A 25,070-nucleotide genomic window follows, 5' to 3' on the forward strand; every position below is an offset into this window, starting at 1 on the left:
ACATCAGCATCCAGCACATGATCCGGTCGGCGCAATCACCGCTTTGGCGTCAGACTAGAGCCACGCCATGCGTGGATGAGAACGCCACCAAAAAGAAAAAGCCCGGCAATGCCGGGCCTTTTCATCGCTTCAACGCCACCCCGCTTACGCGGTGAACAGCGCCTTCATCTTCTTCAGCGCATTCGCTTCAACCTGGCGGATGCGCTCGGCCGACACGCCGTACTCGTCGGCCAGCTCCTGCAGCGTCACCTTGCTGTCCGCGTCCAGCCAGCGACGGCGGATGATGTCGCGCGAGCGGGCGTCCAGCTCGGCCAGGCCTTCGCGCAGCAGCTGCATCTGGTTGTCTTCGCTGTCGGCACGTTCGTAGGCCATCGACGGGTCTTCATCGTTGGCGACCAGGAACGCAGCCGGCGACGGCGGCGCGTGCTCGTTGTCCTCGTCGGTCGGCGCATCGAAACCGATATCGCGACCGGACAGGCGCGACTCCATTTCCATGACCTCGCGCTCGGACACGTTCAGGTCCTTGGCCACCGCGCTCACCTCAGCCGCGTTCATCCAGCCCAGGCGCGTCTTCGACTTGCGCAGGTTGAAGAACAGCTTGCGCTGCGCCTTGGTGGTGGCGACCTTCACGATGCGCCAGTTCTTCAGGATGAACTCGTGCATCTCGGCACGGATCCAGTGCACGGCGAAGGAGACCAGGCGCACGCCCATGTCCGGGTCGAAGCGCTTGACCGCCTTCATCAGGCCGATGTTGCCTTCCTGGATCAGATCGCCCAGCGCAAGGCCGTAGCCGTTGTAGCCGCGGGCCACGTGCACCACGAAGCGCAGGTGCGAATGCACCAGCTCGCGGGCGGCGTCCAGATCGTTACCGTCGCGGAAGCGACGGGCCAGGTCCTGTTCGTCATCGACCGACAGCACCGGGATCTGGTGCACGGCACCGATGTAGGCGTCCAGCGAACCGAGCGCACTGGGAATCGGGAGATTGTTTGCCACAAGGGCAGTAGAGGTGTTCTGGCTCATAGGCACCCATCTTAGCAGTCCGGCATTTGGACTGCTAAAGGAGGAAAAAGTTCCAGCGTCCCATTGATGCAACACTGGTCCCAAACAGAGCCCTACCGTAGCGCGATTTGATGACAGTGGCGAGCATGCTTTTCGGGATTCACAATCCCTTGGAATTCAAGCAATTACCTACTGGAAACCGGCCAATTCCGGTCAAGCGGAGCTGAACGGGCCGTCCGCAGGACCCATTCAGGCCCGGAAACGTTGCCCGGCGTTCAGCCCCGGTCACCCACCGACGGTCAGAGCGCCGAGCGGGGCGGCAGCGACCAGTCGATCGGGGCCTGGCCGCGGCGCTGCAGGTACTCGTTGGCCATCGAGAAATGCCGGCAGCCGAGGAAGCCACGGTGGGCCGACAGCGGCGACGGATGCGGCGACTTCAGCACGCGATGGCGGCGGGTATCGATGACCTTGCCCTTCTGCTGCGCATAGGCGCCCCAGAGCATGAACACCAGCCCTTCGCGCTCGCGGTTGAGCACGTCCACCACGTGGTCGGTGAAGCCTTCCCAGCCACGCCCCTGGTGCGCACCGGCCTTGCCCTCCTCCACCGTCAGCACCGCATTGAGCAGCAGCACGCCACGCTGCGCCCACGGGATCAGGCAGCCGTGGTCCGGACGCGGGATACCGAGATCGCTCTCGATCTCCTTGTAGATGTTCAGCAGCGACGGCGGCACCGGCACGCCCGGCGGCACCGAGAAACTCAGGCCATGCGCCTGCCCGCGGCCGTGGTACGGGTCCTGCCCGAGAATGACCACCTTCACCTGCTCGAACGGCGTGGCGTCGAACGCGGCGAAGATCTGCGGGCCGGGCGGGAACACCGCCGCGCCACTGGCCTTGCGCTGGCGCAGGAAGCTGGACAGCTCGCGCATCTGCGGCTGCAACAGGTAATCGCCGACATGCTGCTTCCAGCTCGGTTCCAGCTGGATCGTCGGGGTGTCGGCTACTTCATCCATCATCGCAACAGGGGTCCATCGTTCAATCGGGCCAGCCGCAGCTGGAACAGCACCTTGGTGACCAGCAGCCGTTCTTCGATCGGCTTGAGCACCAGGTCGTTGGCACCGGACTGCAGCAGCCCGGTCTGGTTGTGCGGATTGCCATCGCCGGTCATCACCAGCACCGGCAGGCGGCGCTTGCCGTAACCGAAGTCCACGCGCACGCGCTGCACCACGTCGCGACCGCTCAGTTCGCCCTTCAGGGTGACGTCGGTCAGCACCAGGTCGATGCGGTGGCGACTGCGGCCCAGCGACTCGGCGGTGAGCAGGGTGAACGCTTCTTCGGCACTGACCACGTGCAGCACGTTCAACTGCTGGCGTTCCAGCATGCGCTTGGTGGCCTCGGCCACCACGCGGCTGTCCTCGATATAGAGGATGGTGGCGCCGGGAATGGTCTGCGGCTGCACGTAGCCGCGGATGAAGGTCGCCAGTGCCTCGTGGCCCAGCGCCTTGTCGAAATAGTCGGTGACGTACTCGGTGAAGCGGCGCTGCTCCAGGTGCTGCTGGGCATCGCCGGAGACCACGATCACCGGCACATAGGCCTGGCCGGCCGCTTCGCGCACCATCCGCGCCAGCGCCAGGCCGTCGCCATCGCGCAGGGTCAGCGAGGTCGTCACCAGGTCCACCGGGCCCTGCGCCAGCGCCTGCTGCGCATCCTCGATGCTGTCGCAGCCGATCACCTCCACGCCGGGCAGGTCACGCTGCAGGACGTCGGCGATCAGCTTGCGCACCAGCTTCGAACCATCGACCACCATCACCCGCGTCGCGGGCCCTTCAAGGTGCTTCAGCGCTTGCGGTTGCATGCCGGTCTCAGGTGTCGGTCGGGCGGGTCTGGCGGAGGAAGTGGCCGGTGACCAGCCAGGCGCCCAGCCAACCCAGCAGCAGCGTGCCGAGCAGGACCAGGCCGCCATGCAGCAGGTCCAGGCCGTGCAGTACGAACGGGCTGCCGTAGCTGCGCGAGAGTTCGGCCAGCGGCATGCGCAGGGCGGCACCGGCGGCGCCGATCAGGGCCAGCGCCACCGCGCCGGCGCCCAGGCCGTACCACGCGCCCAGGTACAGGAACGGGCGACGGATGAAGCCATCGCTGGCGCCGAGCAGCTGCAGCACGCCGATCTCTTCGCGGCGGGCCTGGATGTCCAGGCGTACCGTGTTGCCGACCACCAGCGCGGCACCCACGCCGAGCAGCACCGACAGCACCTGCACCAGCCGCGCACCGAAGGCCAGCCAGGCATCCAGGCGCTGGCGCCACAGCGCATCGTGCTGCACCAGGTCGGCCTCGGGCAGGCTTTCCAGCGCGCGCGCCAGGCGTGCATCGTCCTTGCCCTGGCCGGGGGTGATCACCAGCAGCGAGGGCAGCGGATTGTCGTTGAGTGCGTCGATGGCCTCACCGAGGCCGGCATCGCGCAGTTCCTGCAGGCCCTGCTCGGGCGTGCGCACGTTCACTTCGGCCACGTCGTCGCGGTCGCGCAGCTGGCCCGCCAGGCGCAGCGCGCCGGGCCCATCGACGTTGCCCTTCAGGAACACGTTGATGTCGCGCGACTGCTGCACGCTGCCGGCGAACTGCTTGAGGTTGTCCAGCGCGATCGACAGCCCCAGCGGCAGGGCCAGTGCCAGCGCCATGACCATCACCGTCAGCAGGGTCGCCCACGGCTTGCGGCAGGCGCGGCCCAGGCTGAACACCACGCTGTGCACGTGGTGCTGGAACCAGACACCCACACGCGAGGGGGCGGCGGCTTCGCTGTTTTCGTTCTTCGCCATCGGTTACTCCGCCAGGTCCTGCGGCGAGATGTCATCCACCAGCCGGCCGTGGTCGAGGATCAGCACGCGCTTGCGCATGCGGCGCAGCAGCGGCAGGTCGTGACTGACCACCAGCACGCTGGTGCCGCGCGAGGGCAGCTCGGCGAACAGGGCCATGATCTCCGCCGCCAGGGTAGGGTCGAGGTTGCCGGTCGGCTCATCGGCCACCAGCAACTTGGGCTCACCAACGATCGCGCGGGCGATGCCGACGCGCTGCTGCTCGCCGGCCGACAGCTGCGAAGGCAGCGCCTTCTCGCGGTGGCCCAGGCCCATCCGTTCCAGCACCGAGCGCACGCGCTTGTTGATGTCGCCACGGCGGGTACCGCGCAGGATCAGCGGCAGCGCCACGTTCTCGGCGATCGAACGGTCCATCAGCAGGCGGTGGTCCTGGTAGACCGCCCCCACCGCGCGTCGGTGGCGGGGCACGTCGCCGCCGCGCACCTTCAGCAGGTTGCGCTCGTCGAACACCACCGCGCCGCGGCTGGGCCGCTCGTCCAGGTGGATCAACTTGAGCAGGGTGCTTTTGCCCGCACCGGAATGGCCGGTGACGAACAGCATCTCGCCCGGCGCGACCTCGAAGCTGACATCGGTCAGTGCCTCGTGGCCACCGGCGTACTGTTTGCTGACATTGTCGAAGCGCAGGACACTCATGCCCCGATTATGCAGGAGCGGCGCGACGTCGTGGAGACGGTCGCGCGATCGGTAGTGCCGGCCGCTGGCCGGCAGCTGTGTGGGTTGCCGGCCAGCGGCCGGCACTACCCCACCCCATGGGGCAGTGCGGATCAAGGTCCGCACCCACCATCGGCGGCTTAGTTGCCCGACAGCATCCGGCGGATCTTGCGGCCGATGCGGGTCAGGAACGAATCGCCGGTATCGGCGGCCGTACGCACCGGCTTGGCCACCACCTGCACCGGGGTCACCGGGCTGGCGCCGTTGCCGGCGTTGGCCTGCACGCCCTCGCCACCCTCGACCGGACGGCCGTGGCGACGACGACGGCGCTTGCGCGGCTTGCGCTCGCCATCCACGGCACCTTCCGGTGCCCCCTCGGCACGCGGCGGGCGCGGCGGACGCGGGGCCTGGGCGACAGCGGCTTCGGCACCTTCGGCCGGGGCAGCTGCGGCCTGCTCGCCTTCCACGCGCGGCTTGCGCGGGCCACGCGAACGGCGCTCGCCGCTGCGCTCACCGTCGCGACGCTCGCCACGGCCGCCGCCGGAGCGGCCACCACTGCGACCACCACCACGACGCTCTTCTTCGGCGGCACGGGCTTCGCGCGCTTCACGGAAGATCTGGCCGACGCTCTCGTTCTCCTCACCTTCCTCGCCAGCGGCCGGGGCCGGGCGTTCCGGGCGCGGCAGCGGGGTCAGCAGTTCCTTGGTGACCGGCTCGGACGGGATCTTCTGCTCGATGTAGGCCTCGATGTCCGGCAGGCCCATGGCGTAGCGTTCGCAGGCGAAGCTGATCGCATCACCCTCTTCGCCCAGGCGCGCGGTACGACCGATGCGGTGCACGTAATCTTCGGCGTCGAACGGCAGGTCGTAGTTGTAGACGTACTTGATGCCGTCGATATGCAGGCCGCGCGCGGCGACGTCGGTGGCCACCAGGATCTCCAGCTGGCCCTTCTGGAAGCGGTTGAGCAGGCTCTCGCGCTTCTTCTGCGGCACGTCGCCGGACAGCACGCCGACGCGGTAGCCGGCCTTTTCCAGCGAACGGGCGACGCGCTCGACGAACACCTTGGTATTGACGAACACCATGGTGCGCGCGCCTTCGCTGCGCGACAGCAGGCCCAGCAGCAGCGGGATCTTCTCGTCGTCGGCCGGGAAGTAGATGCGCTGGCGCACGCGGGCAGCGGTGATGGTCTCGGCTTCGACCACCAGCTTCTGCGGCTCGTTCATGTGCTCGTAGGCCAGCTCCAGCACGCGATGGCTGAGGGTGGCGCTGAACAGCAGGGTCTGGCGGATGGTGCGTTCCGGCATGCGGCGCAGCAGGAAGCGGATGTCCTTGATGAAGCCCAGATCGAACATGCGGTCGGCTTCGTCCAGCACGCAGATCTCGCAGGCGTGCAGCGAAACCACCTTGTGCTGCTTGACGTAGTCGATCAGGCGGCCCGGGGTGGCGATGATCACGTCCACGCCCTGCTGCAGCAGCTCGCGCTGCTTGTCGTAATCCACGCCGCCGTAGACCAGCGCGAAACGCAGGCCCAGGTCGGAACCGAACTTCACCGCATCCTTGTGGATCTGGATGGCCAGTTCGCGGGTCGGGGCAAGGATCAGCGCGCGCGGATCTTCCGGCTTGCGGTCGGCCAGGGCCGGGCGGGTCAGCAGGCGGTTCACGACAGCGACCAGGAAGGCCAGGGTCTTGCCGGTGCCGGTCTGGGCCTGGCCGGCAACATCACCACCGGGCAGCGCGACCGGCAGGGTCAGCGCCTGGATCGGGGTGCAGCGGGTGAATCCGGCTCCTTCAAGGCCGGCCTGCAGGGCCGGATGCAGCTCGAAGGAGGAGAAGGTCAAATCGGTCAGCGGTTTGTCGCTCATGAGTCCGTCTTGGTATGGCCGCCGGCCCGTGGGGCGGCTGGCACTTCATCGTCTAGGGGCACCGTCGCAAACTGCGGCCCCTGCGGCGGGTTGGCAGGCTGGGACCACCCGGTCCGCGCGCCGCACAATGCCCCAGTTTAACGCACTCGGGCAGGCAAACCGGAATGACCCGTCTCATAAAGTCAAGAGACGGCGCCCTTCACCCAGCCACACCGGACTTGAACGGCCTGCCCGGGGTCGCTGGTGTTGCCCACTGCCAGCCCCATGTACAGGAAGACAGTGAAATCCGACACATACCGGCCATCGAAGCGATCACGATACGCTGGGTTCCAGCCGGCGCCTGTCCCTGCCCTGCGATAGGGGTACACTGCCGGCCGTGAGCGTCCAGGCATCCCGCCGAACGCACCGCGGCAGTGCGCCGCGAGGCAACGACGAGGGTCGCGCCACCGGGCATGGCCCAGTTCACCCACCTCCGGCATGGCCGGGTGCAATCCAAGACGAGAAACCAAGATGAGCGACAAGGTTGTACATGTCGGCGACGCCGACTTTGATAGCGCAGTGCTGAACTCCAAGGAACCGGTGCTGGTCGATTTCTGGGCCGAGTGGTGTGGCCCCTGCAAGATGATCGCCCCGGCGCTGGACGAACTGGCCGATGCCTACCAGGGCCGCGCCAAGATCGCCAAGGTCAACGTCGACCACAACCGCGCGCTGGCCGCCAAGTACCACGTGCGTTCGATTCCGTACCTGGTCGTGTTCAAGGACGGCGAGAAGGTCGGCGAGCAGATCGGTGCGGTGGGCAAGGCCCAGCTGGCCGGCCTGCTGGACAAGGCCCTGGCCTGATCCCGTTGTTCCCGGCAGCCGCCGCCCGCGGCTGCCGGCGGGCGCCCAGCGTCCATCATGAATGCTGTTCCCGGCGACCCTTGCAAGCCGCCGCAGGCCGATGATAGTGTCGGCATATCCGGCCGCGTTCGCGTGCCGCACCCTCTGGACGCAGTTTCTTCCAGACCCATTCCCAACGTTCGCCGCCCCAGCCGGGCGCTCGCACCTTCAAGCGAGGAATAACGCTCTTGTCCGATAACACTTCCGAAACCGGCAGCGCCGATGCGCCCGCCGAAAAGCGCGTGCGCAAGCCCCGCGTGAGCAAGGCCGCCGCTCCGGCAGCCGCCGAAACCAGCGCCGTTCCGGCGCAACCGACCCTGCCGCTGGCAGCCGCGCCCGAAGCGCCGGCACCGGCTGCAGCCGCCCCCGCGCCGAGCGCGCCTGCCACTGAAACCCCCGCCTCCGGCGGCGGTGAGGGTGGCGAAGGCCGCGAATCCGGACAGCGCCAGCAGAACCACCAGGGCGGTGGCCAGAACCAGGGCCAGGGTCAGAACAACAACCCCTACAACCAGAACGGCCAGCAGGGCCAGGGCAATCGCCGCGACCGTTTCCGCAATCGTCGCGACCGTGACCGCAACCGCGGTGGCCGTGATGACGGCATGCCGCAGGACGGCGGCGAGCAGCAGCCCTTCGTGCCGCGCCCGCACGCCAACGTGCCGGAAGGCTTCCCGGTCTACTCGCTGAGCGACCTCAAGCGCATGCCGGCACAGAAGCTGCTGGAAATCGCCGAGCAGCTGCAGATCTCCGAAGGCGTGGCCCGCGCCCGCAAGCAGGACGTGATCTTCGCCCTGCTGAAGGTGCTGACCCGCCACGGCGACGGCGTCGCCGCCGATGGCGTGCTGGAAATCCTGCCGGACGGCTTCGGCTTCCTGCGCGCGGCCGAAGCCAGCTACCTGGCCGGCCCGGACGACACCTACATCTCGCCCAGCCAGATCCGCCGCTTCAACCTGCGCACCGGCGACCACATCTCCGGCCGCATCCGCTTCCCGAAGGACGGCGAGCGCTACTTCGCGCTGAACATCGTCGACACCATCAACGGCGAGCCGATCGAAGCGTCGAAGAACAAGGTGCTGTTCGAGAACCTGACCGCGCTGTTCCCGCGCCGCCGCTTCACCCTGGAGCGTGGCAACGGTTCGTCGGAAGACATCACCGGCCGCATCCTCGATCTGATGGCGCCGCAGGGCAAGGGCCAGCGTTCGCTCATCGTGTCCCAGCCGAAGGCCGGCAAGACGATGATGATGCAGCAGGTCGCCACGGCCATCACCACCAACCACCCGGACGTGCACCTGATCGTGCTGCTGATCGATGAGCGCCCGGAAGAAGTGACCGAAATGCAGCGCACCGTGCGCGGCGAGGTCATCAGCTCGACCTTCGACGAGCCCGCCGCGCGCCACGTGCAGGTGGCCGAAATGGTCATCGAGCGCGCCAAGCGCCTGGTCGAGCACAAGAAGGACGTGGTGATCCTGCTGGACTCGATCACCCGCCTGGCCCGCGCCTACAACAACGTGGTGCCGAGCTCGGGCAAGGTGCTGACCGGTGGTGTGGACGCCAACGCCCTGCACCGCCCGAAGCGCTTCTTCGGTGCCGCGCGCAACGTGGAAGAAGGCGGCAGCCTGACCATCATCGCCACCGCGCTGGTCGACACCGGCTCGAAGATGGACGAGGTGATCTACGAAGAGTTCAAGGGCACCGGCAACAGCGAAGTGCACCTGAGCCGTCGTATCGCTGAAAAGCGCGTGTTCCCGGCCATCGACATCAACCGTTCCGGCACCCGCCGCGAAGACCTGCTGATCGAGCCGGAGCTGCTGCAGAAGATCTGGATCCTGCGCAAGCTGCTGCATCCGATGGATGAAATGGCCGCGATGGAGTTCCTGCTGGACAAGATGAAGAACACCAAGTCCAACGACGAGTTCTTCGGTTCGATGAAGCGCTGATCCACGGCATTGCATCGAAAAGAACCTGCCGCTCGCTGCGGCAGGTTTTTTTTTGCCTGCAGGGCGACCCACTTCACTTTGCCGCCGCCGACTTTTGGCGATAATTCGCCCGATACCCTGCCCGGCCCTGCGGGCGTGGCCACCGATTCCCGCTGTCGCCCCTTCCGGAGAACCGGTCGGGTCCAGCCTCCTGCCGGATCCGTCGACGCATGCGAACGCTGTCCCCCCGCCTCAACCTGGGCAAGCTGATCCTCGCCCTGGCCCTGCTCAGCGCCATCATCGCCCTGGCCAACACCCTGCTGGCCAGCTACCGCGTGCAGCGCGACCAGCTGGTCGGCAATACCCTGGAAGCCAACCGCGTCTATGCCACCAAGCTGGCCGAGACCACCCAGAACTTCCTGCTGGCCGCACAGCAGGAGCTGGCCTACGCCGCCACCCGGCTCGGCCAGAGCGACCTGGATCCGAAGCAGGCCCAGGATGAAGCCAGCCGCCTGCAGCTGCAGACCAACAGCTTCAACTCCTCGCTGGTGGTCGACGCCGACGGCCTGGTGATCGCCACCTCGCCGCAGACCCTGCAGCTGCAGGGCGAGATCCTGCACAGCGTCGGCAACAACGCCGCACTGGCCGCGCGCCAGCCGATGATCAGCGATCCCTACCAGTCGGCCACGGGCAAGCTGCTGGTCTCGCTGTCGCACCCGATCTTCGACCGCCAGGGCCGCTATCGCGGCTACGTCAGCGGCACCCTGTACCTGCGCCAGCGCAGCGCGCTGCATACGCTGCTGGGCAAGCACTACTATCGCGACGGCTCCTACCTGTACGTGGTCGACCGCCATGGCCGCCTGCTGTACCACGCCGACGGCAAGCGGGTCGGCGACTACGTGGTCGGCAACCCGGCGGTGAAGGCGGTGGTGCGCGGCGAACGCGGCGCGCAGCAGGTCCGCAACAATCTGGGCGTGTCGATGCTGGCCGGTTATGCGCCGGTACCGGCCACCGGCTGGGGCATCATCGCCCAGCGGCCGACCGAGGCCACGTTGCAGCCGCTGTCGCGGTTGATGACTGCGGTGATCTGGAACGCGATCCCGCTCGGCCTGCTGTCACTGCTGATCACCTGGTGGTTCGCCCGGCGCATCTCGATGCCGCTGTGGCAGCTGGCGCGCAACGTACAGGGCGGCGAGGACACCGGCAACGCGATCAACCACGTCAGCGGCATCCGTGCGTGGTACTTCGAGGTTGCCCAGCTGAAGCAGGCGGTCCTGCACAGCTTCAACGCCCTGCAGGACCGCATCGGTACGCTCAACCGCGCCAACCGCACCGATCCGCTGACCGGCCTGCTCAATCGCCGCGGCCTGCAGCAGGCGCTGGATGCGCTGCAGGTGCAGGGCATCCCGTTCGCGATCCTGGCGCTGGACATCGATCGCTTCAAATCGATCAACGACAGCCACGGCCATGACGTCGGCGATGCCGCCATCGTCCATATCGCCGACCAGATGCGCCGCTACTCGCGCGACAGCGACATCCTCTGCCGCGCCGGTGGCGAGGAGTTCCTGCTGCTGTTGCCGGGCATCAGTACCGACTCGGCACGCCAGGCCGGCGAGCGCCTGCGCCAGCACATCGCCGATCATCCATTCGAGCCGGTGGGCACCATCACCGTGTCGCTGGGCGTGGCCCACTTCCCCAGCTTCCATGTCGATGCCGAGCAGGCGCTGCGGCTGGCCGACAAGGCCCTGTACATGGCCAAGGAACAGGGCCGCAACCGGGTGGTGGTCTACCCGTACGCGGACTGAGAAGCGGCCGGCCTGGCCAACCGCCTCACCGCGCCGGGCTCAGCGCTGGGCCAGCGGCGTCAGCAGGCGCAGGCCGCGCTGGGTGCCATCGACCATGTACACGCCGCCGGCGGGCAGCAGATCACTGCCCACCTGCTCGGCAGCGTCCGGCTTGCGCCACGGTGCGGCCTGGCGCGGGCCGGGGATGAAGGCACGCCAGCGGCCATAGCGTTCCGGCTGGCCGTTGTCGCTGTTGTTCAGGGCGAAGGTGACCGGCACGCGCACGGTCCAGGAGTCACGCGTACTGTCCTCGCCGGTGGTCGGCGGCACGAAGGTCCACTTGCGGGCCGCACTGATACTGGCCTTGGCGAGGATGTCGCGCATCTTGGACATGGTCCGTTCCGGTGCGACCACCGTCATGTTCACCTGTTCGGCAACGACATCGGCGACGGTGCCGTCGCGCGCTACCTGGACCAGCAGCAGCACGTCACCCTGCCCACCATTGCGGAAGGCATCCTCGGGGTAGCGCGGTGGCGGCATGTTCTTCCGGGTGACCGAATCGGTAGCCTTCGGATCATATTCACTGAAATCGACACTGGTCATGCTGATCTGGTAGCTGCCGTCGTCCTGCTCCTTGCCACGCAGGCGTACCCGCAGCGGCGCGTGGGTGGCCACCGGCTTGCCGTCGCGCAGCGTCGGCTCGAACTGCCAGCCACGGATAGTGCCTTCCACGAACGATGCGATGCCCGGTGCGAGCATCGCCTGCTGGTCCAGGGTCAGCTTGCTGACCGATCCGTCGGCCGCCACATCGATACTGCCCGACAGCGCCATGCTCATCTCGGCAGTGGCGCGCACGGCGCGCGCGTTCTGGGCAACGGCATCGGCCGGCAGCAGGGGAGCGCCGGCGGTAAACGCCAGGGCCAGGGCAAGGAACAGGGGGGAGCGCATCATTGCCGGATCCATGGTGATGAGGTGAACCCAGAGCGTACCCCAGTCTGGACGGGACCGGCAGGCGATTCACGCCAATCCGTTCAGGCCAGGCGATGGGCCACCGCGTAGGGCGGCGTATCCGGATAGTCACCGCCGGCGAAGCGCGCCTGCAGGCCCTGCCACCACGCGGGATCGAACAGGTGCCGATAATGTTCGCGCACCGCGGACAGCTCGCCCGCCGGCAGGCCCATGAACGGGCCGAAACGCTCGGGAAACACATCGCGTGGCCCGACATGGAACCAGGGTTCGTCGGCCATGGCTTCCTCCGGCGTACGCGGCTGCGGCCAGGCGCGGAACACGCAGTCGCTGACCAGGCACAGCTCGTCATAGTCGTAGAACACGGCCCGACCATGCCGCGATACGCCGAAGTTCTTCGGCAGCATGTCGCCGGGGAAGATGTTGTTGCGCGCCATGTCGGTGATCGCCTGCGCGTAGTCGAGTACCGCCGCGCGCACCGCCTCGCCGCCCTGCTCGCGCAGGTACAGGTTCAATGGACGGAAGCGACGCTGCACGTAGCACAGTGCGACTTCCACCTGGTCGCCATCGACGCGCACGCTCTGCGCGCACTGCTCGAGCAGCTCTTCCAGCAAGGCCGGTGCGAAGCGGTCGCGTGGGAAACGCAGATGGCGGTACGGCTGCGCATCCAGCAGGCGGCCGACCCGGTCGAGATTGAACACCAGCGCGTACTTCTCTTCCACCTGCTGCCGCGACATCGCCTTGGGCCAGGCGAAGCGGTCGCGGATCAGCTTGAACACCAGCGGATAGCTGGGCAGGGTGAACACCGCCATGACCATGCCCGGCGTACCTTCGGCGGGCACCAGCCGCTCCTGCGGATGTTCGTTGAAGTGGCGGAAGAAGGTCCGGTAGCGCTCGGTCTTGCCCTGCTTGGCCCGGCCCAGAACGGTGTAGATCTCATCGATGGGCTTGCCTGGCAGCAGGCTGCGCAGGAACACCACCGCATCGCCGACCGTGGCAAGGTCGGCCTGGAAATAACTGCGCGACACGCCGAACAGGTGGGCGACGTCGCGGCGCCGGGTCAGCACCGCATCGGCACGCAGGCCCTGGCCATCGTTGACCAGGGCAATCACGCACGGTGAGAAGCGGTGCTCGCCGAACACGCGCCCCACCAGATAGGCGCGGCGCTCGCGATAGAACACGGTGTCGAGCAGCTCGATGCTGCGCACCGGCGTATCGCCCCAGTGGGCCAGATCATCCTGCAGGCGCACGGCGATGGCCGCCGCGCAGCGCAGCTGGTGCGCATAGGGAATGTCGAAGCGGTAATCGGCCAGCACACGCTGCAGGGCCTCCACCGGCCGCGTCGGCGAGACCGCATAGGTATGCCGTGCGACCGGGTGGGTGATCGCATCGGATGGCTCGACATCGAAGGCGATGAACTCCAGTTCCGGGTCCACGCCACGGGTGGAGAACAAGCGCCGCGACAGCGTGTTGTAGAAGGTCTTGTACAGTTCGGCGTCGATCAGCCCCCGCAGCAGTGCGCTGTAGCGCGCATGCACCTGCAGCCACAGCGCGCGCTCCCCGATCGCTTCGCCGGCGAGACGCCGCAGCGCATCCATCTGTTCGGCGATGCACAGGTCGTACAACGCGATGCGTTCGACTGCATCCTGGCGCGCGCCCGCCCAGTCGCGCTGCTCGAAGCGCTGCCGCGCACGGGCGGTGATCGCCGCAAAGCGGGCGTGATACTGCTCGAAGCCGGCGTGGATGGCGCAGGCGATGCGCGACGCCAGCTCGGCAGCGATGTCAGGCTCGGACATGCAGGACTCACCCGGGAGGACCGGCTTCACCATACGCTGGCGTGGGGTGGCTTGTGTAGGGCCACTGCGTGCCGCGACAAACGCAACGATTCCTACAGACCCGATGCCTCCCCGCTGCCTACCCTTTCAGGCCCAACAACGGCACGAGGTGACGCATGCAGCAAATGACCTTTATTCCACGCGTGGAGGAAGGCAACGTAATCCCCCAGCGCGCCCGCGACGGCTACATCAGCGCCACCGCCCTCTGCCAGTCCGTCGGCAAGCGCTGGTCCGATTACCGGGCGTTGAAATCGACGGAGGAGTTCCTGCAGGAGCTCATGGCGCAGACGAAGCTGTCCGAGAATGAGCTGATCCACGTGGTATCCGGTGGAAACCCGGCGATGCAGGGCACCTGGATCCACCCGTACCTCGCCATCCACCTCGGCCAGTGGCTGTCGCGCAAGTTCTCAGTGAAGGTCTCGCAGTGGGTGGTGGAATGGCAGCAGGGTCGCGCCAACGCGGTGATGCCAGCGCACATCGACCGCTACATGCAGAACCGCGCCAAGGTGCCCTATACCCACTTTTCGATGCTCAACGAGCTGACCCTGAACCTGATCGCGCCGCTCGAGCAGGCAGGCTACACGCTCCCGCAGGCGCTGGTGCCGGACATCTCCGAAGGCCGCCTGTTCTGCAAATGGCTGAGGGATCATCGGGGTATCAACACCGATGCACTGCCCACGTATGACCACTCCTACCCGGATGGGCGCACGGTGCAGGCCAAGCTGTATCCCAACGAGCTCTACGAAGACTTCCGCCGCCACTTCAACGAAGTGTGGTTGCCTGAGAAGGCGCCGGCGTACTTCGCCAAGCGCGACAACAAAGCGCTTTCGTTCGTGACCACGCTGCTGCTTCCACCGCAGTGAAAGCAGCGCCGAACGTGCTCGGCTGCTTCGGCTGAAAGCAGCCGAGCATGGCTCGGCTCTACTGGAACCGATGGCTCAGATCGCCAGTTCAGCCTCCACGTCCTGTACCTTGCGCCGGGCCAATGCCAGGTTGGACTTGGTACGGTCCAGCACGATGTAGAAGAACAGGCCCTTCTTCTTCGCCACCGGGCGCATGATGTGGTACGCCTTGCCCAGCGAGATCAGGATGTCCTCGATGCTGTCGTTGAGGTTCAACGACGCGGCGGTCTTCATCTTGGCGCGGATCACTTCGGTGTTGCCGGCGGCGGCCACTTCCATGTCCATGCCGGCACCGGCTTCGCCCAGCAGCATGCCGCTTTCATAGTCGACCAGCGCCACTGCCTGCGCGCCGTCGATGCCCATCAGTGCGTTCAACGATTCATTCAATCCAGCCACGTCGCACCTCTTGTCGATGTTGGTTCGAGCCCCTCGTTCCCCTGCGGCCGGGCTCACGATCCGCCGAGTTCGGCCAGGATCGCCTGGCCACATTCCCTGCTCTGCCACAGCACCTGGCCGATCACGCTGCGCTGGTCGCAGGCCGCCATCAGCAGCAGCGGTGCGCGCCCTTCGGCCTGGATCGCCAGCATCAGCACCTTGCCGCCCGCCGCTTCCAGCATCAGTGTCTGCAGATCGCCCAGTACCAGTTCACGCCCGACCGCTGCGGCCAGCGCCAGCATCGCGCTGGTCATCGCCGCGAGCCGTTCGCCGCGCCCTTCGGCGCCGGCGCTGACCAGGGCAAAGCCATCGACGCTGGCCAGCACTACCGTGCGCACGCCTTCGACCCGCTGCTGCAGGTCCTGCAGCAGGGGCTGCAGGCGCTCACGCTGACCGGCATCGGGCAGTACCGACATCTGCCCGTCAGCCATGTGCAGCCACCAGTGCGTGCGCTTCCATTTCGCTCATCAGTACATCCATCAGCAGCAGTCCCTGTTCGCGGTCACGGGCATCCACGGCCAGCAGCGGCAGCGGCTGGTCATCGAGGCAGGCACGGGCGGCCCAGTCATCCAGCGCGGCCTGTGGCGCCTGGTCCAGGTGGGTGACCGCCACGACCAGTGCCAGGGATGATGCGAACGGCTGCAGCACCTGCAGGTAGCCTTCCAGCTCGCTGGCCAGGCCGGCGCGGCGCGCATCCAGCAGCAGCACCGCGCCACGCGCGCCCTGCAGCAGGATCGGCCACAGGAAATCGAAACGCTGCTGGCCGGGTGTTCCGTACAGCCGCAGGCGTTCGCCGTTGGGCAGGTCGATGTCTGCGTAGTCCAGCGCCACGGTGGTGGAAGCCTTGTCGGCGCCGAGGCGATCACTGTTGGCCACATCCGTGTCGACCACCGCGCCAGCCGCGATGCTGCGTACCAGGGTCGACTTGCCGCTGCCCATGCCGCCCAGCACGACCACCTTGTGCTCACGCATTGCGCTCGCTCCCGCGCAGGTGCCGCCACAGGCGGGCAAGCAATCCGTTGTCGGTGCGGGTGCCACCTGTCGCCATCATCGGCGCCGCCGGGGCGGCCTGCAGCTGCGCGTAGCCACACAGGTAGGCGGCATGGATGAAATCGCGAACGGCCGCCGCCGGCAGTTCGAGCAGCATCGCGCATTCTTCAACCGTGCACGCGCGCTTGAGCAGCAATGAGCACAGGCGGAAGCCATCGTGGTCATGGCCCAGCACGCGGAAATCCGGCCAGCGCAGCAGCTTCACCGAGGCGCCGCGCAGGCGCTCGTCCAGCGCCTGCCAATGGCGGCTGCGTTGCGCACATTGCCAGAGCAGCGGCCGCAGCGGCTGGCGTGGCCGCTCGCCGGCCAGGGCCTGCAGGCGCGCGGGTGTCAGCGCATCCAGCTGCAGGCGCTCAAAAGCATCGGCCAGGCGCTCCACCAGCGCCGCAGCCGGCTCCTGCAACAGCACGGCCTGATCGTGCTCCAGATCCATCAGCAGCAGAGGCTCACCCGCATCACCCAGCAGTGCCTGGCCCTGTCGCAGCGGCAGCCGCTCGCGCAGCAGGCGGGTGATGGCGTGCGCGCCATCTGCCAGGCGGATCGGTGCAGGTGTCTGCATGGCCAGGGGCTCCGGTGCCAACTGCATGCGGCGCAGCGCGCGACCGATGGCACCGTCATCAAGCACGTCCTGATGCCCGTCGCCATCACGCAGCTGGCCGCCGATGTCCTCGATCCAGCACTGCAGGCGCGGTCGTTGCTGCCGCATGCGCTGGGCGGCGTTGCGCAGCGCCGGGGTATCGCGGATGACCAGCAGGTCGCAATCGTCCAGATCCTGGCTGCGGCGGACCTGGCCATCCGGCAGTGCCGAGGCCAGGCGCAACCGTTGCAGCAGGGCCTGCTCGCCCTGGATATCGGTTCCCACTACCAGCACGCGTGCCATCCGTGTTCCCCGAGCGACCACCTCCCCGGTGGTCTCGCGTCGCCAAGGCTAGGGCATTGCCGACGAGGGCCGTCGTGATCGACTGCTCAGATTGAGGGCGGCTGCAGTCCGCCTCCTATCGGTTCTGCGACGGCCATCGCGGGCAAGTTTCATGCCCCTTTGACGGCATTCCGACAGCCGACGGATGTCACGGTTTCATCCTTCGGGGTCAGATCCCTTCTGCCATGCAAAAGGGATCTGACCCCGAAGGCCGCAAAAAAAGAAACCCGCGCCGAAGCGCGGGTTCCGGTGTCACGGCCGAGCGGCGCTGGATCAGCCGCGCAGCTGCTCCAGCGCGGCGTTGAAGGTCGCGCTCGGGCGCATCGCCTTGCTGGCCTTGGCCACGTCCGGGCGGTAGTAGCCGCCGATGTCCACCGCCTTGCCCTGCACCGCGATCAGCTCTTCGACGATCTTCTGCTCGTTGTCGGTCAGTGCCTTGGCCAGCGGGGCGAAGCGTGCCTTCAGCGCGGCATCTTCATTCTGCGCGGCCAGGGCCTGGGCCCAGTACAGCGCGATGTAGAAGTGGCTGCCGCGGTTGTCGATGCCACCCAGCTTGCGCGACGGCGACTTGTCGTTGTCCAGGAACTGGCCGTTGGCCTCATCCAGCGCCTTGGCCAGCACGCGGGCTGCGGCGTTGTCGTAGCGGTTGCCCAGGTGTTCCAGCGACGCTGCCAGGGCCAGGAATTCGCCCAGCGAATCCCAACGCAGGTAGTCCTCTTCGACGAACTGCTGCACGTGCTTCGGGGCCGAACCACCGGCGCCGGTCTCGAACAGGCCACCGCCGGCCATCAGCGGCACGATCGACAGCATCTTGGCGCTGGTGCCCAGCTCCATGATCGGGAACAGGTCGGTCAGATAATCGCGCAGCACGTTGCCGGTCACCGAGATGGTGTCCTCGCCCTTGCGGATGCGGTCCAGCGAGAATGCGGTGGCTTCCACCGGCGGCAGGATGCGGATATCCAGGCCGTTGGTGTCGTGGTTCTTCAGGTAGGTTTCGACCTTGGCGATGACCTGCGCGTCGTGGGCGCGGGCGGCATCCAGCCAGAACACGGCCGGGGTGCTGCTCAGGCGGGCGCGTTCGACGGCCAGCTTCACCCAGTCCTGGATCGGCGCGTCCTTGGTCTGGCACATGCGCCAGATGTCACCGGCTTCCACGGCGTGCTCGAACACCACGGTGCCGGCATCGTCGGTGACCTTGACCACGCCATCGGCAGCGATCTGGAAGGTCTTGTCGTGCGAGCCGTACTCTTCGGCCTTCTGCGCCATCAGGCCGACGTTCGGCACCGAACCCATGGTGGCCGGGTCGAAAGCGCCGTGCGCCTTGCAGTCGTCGATGACGGCCTGGTACACACCGGCGTAGCAGCGATCCGGAATGACCGCCTTGGTGTCCTGCAGCTTGCCTTCGGCGTTCCACATCTTGCCGGAGTCACGGATCATCGCCGGCATCGAGGCATCGACGATCACGTCGCTCGGCACGTGCAGGTTGGTGATGCCCTTGTCCGAGTTGACCATGGCCACGCCCGGACGCTGCGCGTACTCGGCAGCCAGGTCGGCTTCGATCGCCGCACGGGTGGCCTCGGGCAGCGACGGCAGGCGTGCGGCCAGGTCACCGATGCCGTTGTTGGCATCGAAACCGGCCTGCTTGAGCACGTCGGCGTGCTTGGCCAGCACGTCCTTGTAGAACTCGTTGACCGCCACGCCGAACATGATCGGGTCGGAGACCTTCATCATGGTCGCCTTCAGGTGCAGCGAGAACAGCACGCCCTGGGCCTTGGCATCGGCGATCTGCTCGCTGATGAAGGCGGCCAGTGCCTTGCGGCTCATCACCGCGGCATCGACGATCTCGCCGGCCTTCACTGCGGTCTTTTCCTTCAGCACGACGGTGCTGCCGTCCTTGCCGTGGAAGGTGATCTTCAGCGCACCGGCGTTGGCCAGGGTGGCCGACTTTTCGCTGCCGTAGAAATCACCGGCGGCCATGTGCGCGACGTGCGACTTCGAATCCGACGCCCAGGCGCCCATGCGGTGCGGGTGCTTGCGCGCATAGTTCTTCACCGACAGCGGTGCGCGGCGGTCGGAGTTGCCTTCGCGCAGCACCGGGTTCACCGCACTGCCCTTGACCTTGTCATAGCGCGCCTTGTAGTCGCGCTGCTGGTCGTCGGCCGGGGTTTCCGGGTAATCCGGCAGCGGATAGCCCTGGTCCTGCAGTTCCTTGATGGCCGCCTTCAGCTGCGGCACCGAGGCGGAGATGTTCGGCAGCTTGATGATGTTGGCGTCCGGGGTGGTCGCCAGCTGGCCCAGCTCGGCCAGGTCGTCGCTGACCTTCTGCGCGTCGCTGAGCAGTTCCGGGAACAGCGACAGGATGCGGCCGGACAGCGAGATGTCACGGGTTTCCACCACGATGCCGGCAGTGGCGGTGTAGGCACCAACGATCGGCAGCAGCGACTGGGTGGCCAGGAACGGTGCTTCGTCGGTCAGCGTGTAGAGGATCTTGGACATGGGGGACTTGGACTCTGTAGCGATGCTCAGGGGAAGGCCGGCGCCAACGCCGGGCCACGTGCAACCGTGTCGCGCGCGGGGCCGGGCCCCGCGCTTTCCCCCGTCGCCGTCAGGGTGGGCGCGCGGCGGGGAAACCCCTGCATTGTCGCGTTTTCAGCCGCGCGGGGCAAAGCCGCGCCATACGCGGCGGTACTGCATGCCGGCAACGCTGTGATCCATCCACGCCCGGTGTGGATGAAGCGCGGCCCGGTTGTGACTAGATCCACGCCATGCGTGATGAGGCCAACCGCCACCCAATAAAAAAGGACGCAGCCTCGCGGCTGCGTCCATCGTGAGCCCTGCCGGGAGAGAGTCGGCAGGACTTACTTGACCTCGAACTCCTGCGGCGTTCCAGCCGCCTTGCCATCGACGGTGACCTCGGCGCGGTACTTGCCGGCCGGCCAGCCCTTTGCATTCTTGAACGTGACGTTGGTGGTTTCCGCGCCGCTGGTGTTCAGGGTCGCGTTCTGTTCGCCGGCCACCTGGCCGTCCTGGTAGGTCAGCTTCGCGCCAACGGTGACGTTGTTGGCAGCGCCGTCGGTCTTGACCGAGACGATGACGTCATCCTTAGGTGCGAACAATGCTGTCGTCGCAACCGACTTGTCGGCGGCTGCGGTCTTGCCCACGGTGACCGCCGAGACGCTGACTGCAGCGGCTTCGGCCATCGGCGGCGGTGCGCCGGTCATCGGGGCCGGTGCCGCCGGCTCGGCCGGGGCAGTGGCTGCCGGTGCGGCGTTGCTGTCGGTCGACTCTTCCTTCTTCTTGCAACCGACCAGGGCAACGCTGCCCAGCAGGGCGGCGATCAGGGCGGTCTGGAGCGGGGTGGTCTTGATCATTCGGGGTTCCTCCCAGGGATTGTCGGACGGCGTTCGATCGCCGGCTTACTTCGGCGGCAGTTTCAGGGTCTGGCCCGGGAAGATCTTGTCCGGGTCATCAAGCACATCGCGGTTGGCTTCGAAGATCTTCTTCCAGGCATTGGCGTCGCCCAGATGCTGCTTGGCGATCTTCGACAGCGAGTCACCCTTCTGCACGGTGTAGGTGCCGCCGCTCACAACGTCGGCGGTGCTGTCCACCGAAGCGCTGACGCCTGAGAAGTCCGCCTTCGGCACCTGCTCGGCGGTACTGTCGACGCTGCCACTGACGCCGGAGAAATCGGCTTTCTTCTCGGTACTCATCCACAACTCCCGTCTGCATGACTACGTGGTTCGCACGTTGCCATGGCGGTTGTTAAATGGGGATGGTGCAGATGTGAAGCCGCCCCCGGGGGCGGCTGAACAATCGGGAGAGCCGGTGCCCGGTAGTGCCGGCCGCTGGCCGGCCTGCCCTTGCCCTGGATGCGGGTTCCCTGCAGTTGCCGGCCAGCAGCCGGCACTGCCCGTAACCGCCTGCGGCGGTTATTTATTGCCGCAGTTCGCGGTAGGTCGCAGCCGGTGCAACGATGCCGGGGCTGGCCCGCCAGGGATTGATATCCAGGCCACCACGGCGGGTATAGCGGGCCTCCACTTCCAGCCACTGCGGCTGGCAGCGGGCGGACACTTCGCTGAAGATCCGCTCAACGCACTGCTCGTGGAACTCGGCGTGCTCGCGGTAGCTGACCAGGTAGCGCAGCAGGCCCGCACGGTCGATCTTCGGCCCGCGGTAACGCAGGCTGACCGTCGCCCAGTCCGGCTGGCCGGTGACCGGGCAGTTGGACTTCAGCAGCGCCGAGACCAGGGTCTCCTCTACCACTTCATGCGCATCGGCGGTGAGGAAGTCCGCCTGCGGCGGACCGTAGCAGTCGATCTCCACATCCAGCCCGTCGACGGATTCACCGAGCGGCGTCTCGCGCAGGCCCGGCAGACCGAACTCGACCTGGACAGGCGCACCGGCGCAGGCTGACAGGTCAGCCACCAGACGCTCGCGCAGTGCCTCGGCGCTGTCGATGCGGGTGCTGTTGAGGGAGTTGAGGTACAGCTTGAACGACTTCGACTCGATCAGCCGCGGCGAGGTGCACGGCACCTGCACGGTGGCGACGGCCACCTGCGGCTTGCCACGCGGGTCGAGCCAGCTCAGCTCGAAGGCATGCCAGCGGTCGTGGCCGACGAACGGCAGCGCGGCGTCATCGAGGCCGATCTCGGCGCGGGCGCCGATGCGCGGGATGGGGAACAGCAGGCCGGGATCGTACTGCGACGGGTAACTGACCTCGCGACCGAGGCTGGAATCCTGTGGGGTGTTCATGGGGGTCATTGTATCGCGCGAAGGGCGGGCCTTCGGCCGGGCCGGCCAACGGCGGAGCCCCTCCGTGGTGGTTTTGTTGGTTGGTCGTGGAAGGCGGTCTATCGGCTTGGCCGGGTGGGTAGGCGGGTCGGGGGACGCCGTAAACCCGTCCCTGGGGGCTTGGCCGCGGCATCCATGCCGCGGACTGATCTGGCCCCCTGAAAACGGACGCCATGAAGCCGTTTCAGGCGGCAGCCCGGAGCTGCCGGGCGTAGTTGTTAGGCGAGTGGTAGCCCAGCGCCGAGTGTAGCCGGGCTGGATTGTAGAAGCCGTGGATGTAAGCAGCGATGGACTGGCTGGCTTGTTCCTTACTGGCGTAAGGCTCGGCAGCCTCTTCTGTCTTGAGCGTCGCAAAGAAGCTCTCGACCACGGCGTTGTCCCAGCAATTGCCAGGCCGGCTCATGCTTTGGACCACGTCATGGGACTGCAGCAGCTGGCGAAACTCGTTCCCCCAGTACTGCCCGCCACGATCGGAATGGAAGATCAGGCCAGGTCGTTGTGGATGCAGAGCCCAGGCATTGGCGAATGCTTTCACTACCAGTTCTTCAGTCAGGCGCCTGGAAACGCTGTAGCCCAGCACCTGCCGGGTCTGGACGCTGATGACCACGGCCAGATGCAGCCATCCCTGGCGGGTGGGGACATACGTGATATCTCCGACCCACGCCGTCGGTCCGGTTCCGGGGGCAAATTGCCGATCCAGCAGGTTGGGGGCGAGCTGAGATGAGCCGCCGGAGGATTTGGGCCGGAATCGGCCTTTGGTCTTGCCCTGGATTCGCTCCTCGGCCATTAACCGTGCCACGCGCTTGTGGCCAACTGGATGATTCCTGGCTCGTAAGGCCCTGACCAGCCGACGCCGCCCATAACTGCGTTTGCTGGCCACATGGATGGCCCGAAGCTCGGTACGGAGGGCCGAATCGACATCGCACGTTTGGGCACACTGGCGGCGCAGGTAGTCATGGAATCCAGAGACAGAAACCCCAAAAAGCCGACACAGCAACCTGGTCGGGTAGCGAGTCCTTTGACTGGCGACGAAGGCGTACCTCACTTGGACTCTCTGGCAAAGAACGCCGCCGCTTTTTTTAGGATTTCCCGCTCCATCTTCAGATTGGCGTTCTCGGCCCGAAGGCGGCTGATCTCGCTTTCCAGGTCAGTGGCCGGCCTGCGGGCCTCAGAGGTCAACGACCGGCCAGCACGGACCGCGTCAATCCAATTTGCCAGCGTCTTGACCGACATCTCCAGCTGACGGGCCGCTGCGGCAGGCCCGAGCGACTCGGCCAACTCCACGGCTTGGTGCTTGAACTCATCGGTGTAGCTACGACGGGTGATACGGGACATAAGGGGACCTCCAAGTGCGATCAAAGTATCGCCTCTTGGCGTCCGCGGACGGGGGGCCAGATCAGACACCCCCGCCCCGCCTACCCACCCGGCCCCTGACAGTTCCCTGCACGCGGCCGCCACCACGGGAAAGATCAGAAAATCAAAATCAGAATCCGATCCTTCAGACGTTCATGACGTCCGCCGTGCCGACCAACGGTCGGCACCCACCAACAGCAGCGGGCACCAACAGCCGCGGGAAACTGTCGAAGGCGGGGTGGGTCCGGTTGAGGGGGTGTCCGCGGCATGGATGCCGCGGCCAAGCCCCCAGGGATGGGTTTACGGCGTCCCCCTCAACCGGACCCACCCCGCCATCCCAAGGAATGCCCACTTTTGACGTTGCCGTTGCCGTTGATTCAAGCGGGTGCAGGGCGCAGTCCTGCCGGAAACCCTCAGCCAGCAGGAGTGCCGGCACCGTTCAAGTAATCCAGGCTCACCTGCAGCAGCGCGCGGAATCCAACATCCAACGCCTTCTCATCCAGCAGGAACTTCGGCGAATGGTTGGCCGGCGCCGTCGCCGGGTCGATCCCAACGCTGGTGGACCCGACGAAGAAGAACATGCCCGGCACTTCCTTCGCGTACAGCGAGAAATCCTCCGCGCCCATCTGCAACGGCGGCTCGTACACGTTGTCCTTGCCCACCACCGCCTGCAGGCTCGGCAGCATCTTCGCGGTCAGTGCCGGGTTGTTCACCGTGGCCGGGTTGCCATCGGCCTCGTAGATCTCGGTCACCGCCTTCGCGCCGTGCGCGGCAGCGGTGTGCTCGGCCACGTTGCGCAGGTCGGCGAAGATCTGCTGGCGCATGCCTTCGTCGAAGGTGCGGATGGTGCCGACCATCTCCACTTCATCGGGAATGATGTTGTAGCGGATGCCACCGTTGATCGCGCCGAAGGTCAGCACCGCCGGCTGCTTGGACAGGTTGGCGCGGCGGCTGACGATGGTCTGCGCGGTGCCGACCAGATCGGCGGTGGCGACGATCGGATCGACACCGTTCCACGGCGCCGAGCCGTGCGTCTGGCGCCCGATCACCTTGATCCCGAACCGGTCCGAGGCGGCCATCAACGGGCCGCCGCGCACGGCGATCTGCCCTACCTGCACGCTGGAGAACACGTGCAGGCCGAACACCGCTTCCGGCTTGAAATCAGCGAACAGGCCTTCCTTGAGCATCAACGCGGCACCACCCTCCTCCGGCGGCGGTGCGCCCTCCTCGGCCGGCTGGAAGATCAGCATCACCTGACCCGGCAGGTCCTTCTTCATCGCCACCAGTGCTTCGGCCACGCCGAGCAGGGTGGCGGTATGCGCGTCATGGCCGCAGGCATGCATCACGCCCACGGTCTGACCGCGGTACTGGTCAGTGGCCTTCGAGGCGAACGGCAGGCCGGTCTGCTCGGTCACCGGCAACGCGTCCATGTCGGCGCGCAGCGCGATCTTCGGGCCTGGCCTGCCGCCCTCGATGATCGCCACCACGCCGTGATGGGCGATGCCGGTCTTCGGCTTCAGGCCCATCGCGCGCAGGCGCTTGGCGACCTCGGCCGAGGTGCGCGCCTCGCGGTTGGACAACTCAGGATGCTGATGGAAGTCCCGGCGCCATTCGACCACCTTGGCCTGCAGCCGCTGCGCGGCGGCGGTCACCTCCGGGCGCTGCCCGTCCTGGGCGTAGGCAAGGGCCGGCAGGGCCAGCAGCAGGGCGGACAGCAGCAGCGAACGGCGCATCGCAATCTCCACAGCAGAAGGGTTCCAGCTGAATGTAGGGCAACACCGCCGCCACGGGAACCTCCGGCGCTGGATCCGGTCTTAGCGCCCGTCCCATCCGTCATGCAGGAAACGTGATGTGGCACAGGTATGCT

Annotated in this window: 23 protein-coding genes; 4 read left to right on the plus strand and 19 right to left on the minus strand. The window is 66.8% G+C overall.

Annotation, left to right across the window (positions count from 1 at the left end; genetic code table 11):
- Window positions 1-144: 144 nt before the first annotated feature.
- The 6 genes from rpoH to rhlB all read right to left on the minus strand — a co-directional run bounded on the left by rpoH (window position 145) and on the right by rhlB (window position 6,376).
- Window positions 145-1,020 carry an RNA polymerase sigma factor RpoH gene (rpoH, locus tag ACZK1G_RS20155; RefSeq protein ID WP_006473441.1) on the minus strand — a complete coding sequence of 292 codons (876 nt, stop codon included), beginning with the start codon at window positions 1,018-1,020 and terminating at the stop codon, window positions 145-147.
- A 278-nt stretch (window positions 1,021-1,298) separates the two neighbouring features.
- A complete protein-coding gene (gene ung / locus ACZK1G_RS20160; protein ID WP_005419723.1) occupies window positions 1,299-2,012 on the minus strand; it encodes a uracil-DNA glycosylase in 714 nt (237 codons plus the stop codon).
- Window positions 2,009-2,851 carry a response regulator gene (locus ACZK1G_RS20165; RefSeq protein WP_049424094.1) on the minus strand — a complete coding sequence of 281 codons (843 nt, stop codon included), beginning with the start codon at window positions 2,849-2,851 and terminating at the stop codon, window positions 2,009-2,011. The genes ung and ACZK1G_RS20165 overlap by 4 nt, the downstream gene beginning before the upstream one ends.
- A 7-nt stretch (window positions 2,852-2,858) precedes the next feature.
- Window positions 2,859-3,806 carry a permease-like cell division protein FtsX gene (gene ftsX, locus ACZK1G_RS20170; RefSeq protein ID WP_014038703.1) on the minus strand — a complete coding sequence of 316 codons (948 nt, stop codon included), beginning with the start codon at window positions 3,804-3,806 and terminating at the stop codon, window positions 2,859-2,861.
- A gap of 3 nt (window positions 3,807-3,809) precedes the next feature.
- A complete protein-coding gene (gene ftsE / locus ACZK1G_RS20175) occupies window positions 3,810-4,496 on the minus strand; it encodes a cell division ATP-binding protein FtsE (protein ID WP_005419728.1) in 687 nt (228 codons plus the stop codon).
- A gap of 158 nt (window positions 4,497-4,654) precedes the next feature.
- Complete coding sequence (gene rhlB, locus ACZK1G_RS20180) at window positions 4,655-6,376, minus strand: ATP-dependent RNA helicase RhlB (RefSeq protein ID WP_049447301.1); 1,722 nt, start codon at window positions 6,374-6,376, stop codon at window positions 4,655-4,657.
- A 510-nt stretch (window positions 6,377-6,886) separates the two neighbouring features.
- Between rhlB and trxA the strand changes: the two genes are divergently transcribed.
- The 3 genes from trxA (at window position 6,887) to ACZK1G_RS20195 (ending at window position 10,973) form a co-directional block, all read left to right on the plus strand.
- Complete coding sequence (trxA, locus tag ACZK1G_RS20185) at window positions 6,887-7,216, plus strand: thioredoxin (RefSeq protein ID WP_005411275.1); 330 nt, start codon at window positions 6,887-6,889, stop codon at window positions 7,214-7,216.
- Between the two features lie 227 nt (window positions 7,217-7,443).
- Entirely contained in the window at window positions 7,444-9,189 is a 1,746-nt protein-coding gene (gene rho / locus ACZK1G_RS20190) for a transcription termination factor Rho (RefSeq protein WP_101766179.1), read from the plus strand.
- Window positions 9,190-9,398: 209 nt separating this feature from the next.
- Window positions 9,399-10,973: a sensor domain-containing diguanylate cyclase gene (locus ACZK1G_RS20195; protein WP_075676022.1), complete on the plus strand. Its 1,575-nt coding sequence runs from the start codon at window positions 9,399-9,401 to the stop codon at window positions 10,971-10,973.
- Between the two features lie 39 nt (window positions 10,974-11,012).
- Here the strand turns inward: ACZK1G_RS20195 and ACZK1G_RS20200 are convergent, their stop codons facing one another.
- Together ACZK1G_RS20200 and aceK are read right to left on the minus strand one after the other, a co-directional pair.
- Complete coding sequence (locus ACZK1G_RS20200) at window positions 11,013-11,903, minus strand: energy transducer TonB (RefSeq protein ID WP_101766180.1); 891 nt, start codon at window positions 11,901-11,903, stop codon at window positions 11,013-11,015.
- Between the two features lie 80 nt (window positions 11,904-11,983).
- Window positions 11,984-13,714: a bifunctional isocitrate dehydrogenase kinase/phosphatase gene (gene aceK / locus ACZK1G_RS20205; RefSeq protein ID WP_101766181.1), complete on the minus strand. Its 1,731-nt coding sequence runs from the start codon at window positions 13,712-13,714 to the stop codon at window positions 11,984-11,986.
- 155 nt (window positions 13,715-13,869) lie between these two features.
- On the opposite strand from aceK, the gene ACZK1G_RS20210 reads away from it, so the two are divergent.
- Window positions 13,870-14,616: a KilA-N domain-containing protein gene (locus ACZK1G_RS20210; RefSeq protein WP_101766182.1), complete on the plus strand. Its 747-nt coding sequence runs from the start codon at window positions 13,870-13,872 to the stop codon at window positions 14,614-14,616.
- 75 nt (window positions 14,617-14,691) lie between these two features.
- On the opposite strand, the gene ACZK1G_RS20215 is transcribed toward ACZK1G_RS20210, so the two are convergent.
- From ACZK1G_RS20215 to ACZK1G_RS20265, 11 genes are all read right to left on the minus strand, one after another.
- Window positions 14,692-15,051: a hypothetical protein gene (locus tag ACZK1G_RS20215; protein ID WP_005419760.1), complete on the minus strand. Its 360-nt coding sequence runs from the start codon at window positions 15,049-15,051 to the stop codon at window positions 14,692-14,694.
- A 53-nt stretch (window positions 15,052-15,104) separates the two neighbouring features.
- The gene (locus tag ACZK1G_RS20220; RefSeq protein ID WP_101766183.1) at window positions 15,105-15,521 is read right to left on the minus strand and encodes a roadblock/LC7 domain-containing protein; all 417 of its coding nucleotides are present in this window, start codon (window positions 15,519-15,521) and stop codon (window positions 15,105-15,107) included.
- Window positions 15,514-16,062 carry a GTP-binding protein gene (locus tag ACZK1G_RS20225; protein ID WP_075676018.1) on the minus strand — a complete coding sequence of 183 codons (549 nt, stop codon included), beginning with the start codon at window positions 16,060-16,062 and terminating at the stop codon, window positions 15,514-15,516. Before ACZK1G_RS20225 ends, ACZK1G_RS20220 begins: the two co-directional genes overlap by 8 nt.
- Complete coding sequence (locus ACZK1G_RS20230) at window positions 16,055-17,020, minus strand: hypothetical protein (RefSeq protein WP_101766184.1); 966 nt, start codon at window positions 17,018-17,020, stop codon at window positions 16,055-16,057. Before ACZK1G_RS20230 ends, ACZK1G_RS20225 begins: the two co-directional genes overlap by 8 nt.
- 312 nt (window positions 17,021-17,332) lie before the next feature.
- Entirely contained in the window at window positions 17,333-19,555 is a 2,223-nt protein-coding gene (locus tag ACZK1G_RS20235; protein ID WP_049447286.1) for an NADP-dependent isocitrate dehydrogenase, read from the minus strand.
- A gap of 362 nt (window positions 19,556-19,917) precedes the next feature.
- Window positions 19,918-20,430, minus strand: coding sequence for a hypothetical protein (locus tag ACZK1G_RS20240; protein WP_032130280.1), 513 nt, complete (start codon window positions 20,428-20,430; stop codon window positions 19,918-19,920).
- A gap of 45 nt (window positions 20,431-20,475) precedes the next feature.
- Entirely contained in the window at window positions 20,476-20,769 is a 294-nt protein-coding gene (locus ACZK1G_RS20245; RefSeq protein WP_005419771.1) for a LysM peptidoglycan-binding domain-containing protein, read from the minus strand.
- A 223-nt stretch (window positions 20,770-20,992) separates the two neighbouring features.
- The gene (queF, locus tag ACZK1G_RS20250; RefSeq protein WP_049447282.1) at window positions 20,993-21,811 is read right to left on the minus strand and encodes an NADPH-dependent 7-cyano-7-deazaguanine reductase QueF; all 819 of its coding nucleotides are present in this window, start codon (window positions 21,809-21,811) and stop codon (window positions 20,993-20,995) included.
- A 223-nt stretch (window positions 21,812-22,034) separates the two neighbouring features.
- A complete protein-coding gene (locus ACZK1G_RS20255; protein WP_101764920.1) occupies window positions 22,035-22,895 on the minus strand; it encodes an IS3 family transposase in 861 nt (286 codons plus the stop codon).
- Window positions 22,892-23,185: a transposase gene (locus tag ACZK1G_RS20260; protein WP_087921478.1), complete on the minus strand. Its 294-nt coding sequence runs from the start codon at window positions 23,183-23,185 to the stop codon at window positions 22,892-22,894. Before ACZK1G_RS20260 ends, ACZK1G_RS20255 begins: the two co-directional genes overlap by 4 nt.
- Window positions 23,186-23,616: 431 nt before the next feature.
- On the minus strand, window positions 23,617-24,936 hold the full coding sequence (locus ACZK1G_RS20265; protein ID WP_049447280.1) for a M20 family metallopeptidase: 1,320 nt from the start codon (window positions 24,934-24,936) through the stop codon (window positions 23,617-23,619).
- Window positions 24,937-25,070 lie beyond the last annotated feature (134 nt).

It is taken from the genome of Stenotrophomonas sp. 109824_Sma, assembly GCF_056480025.1.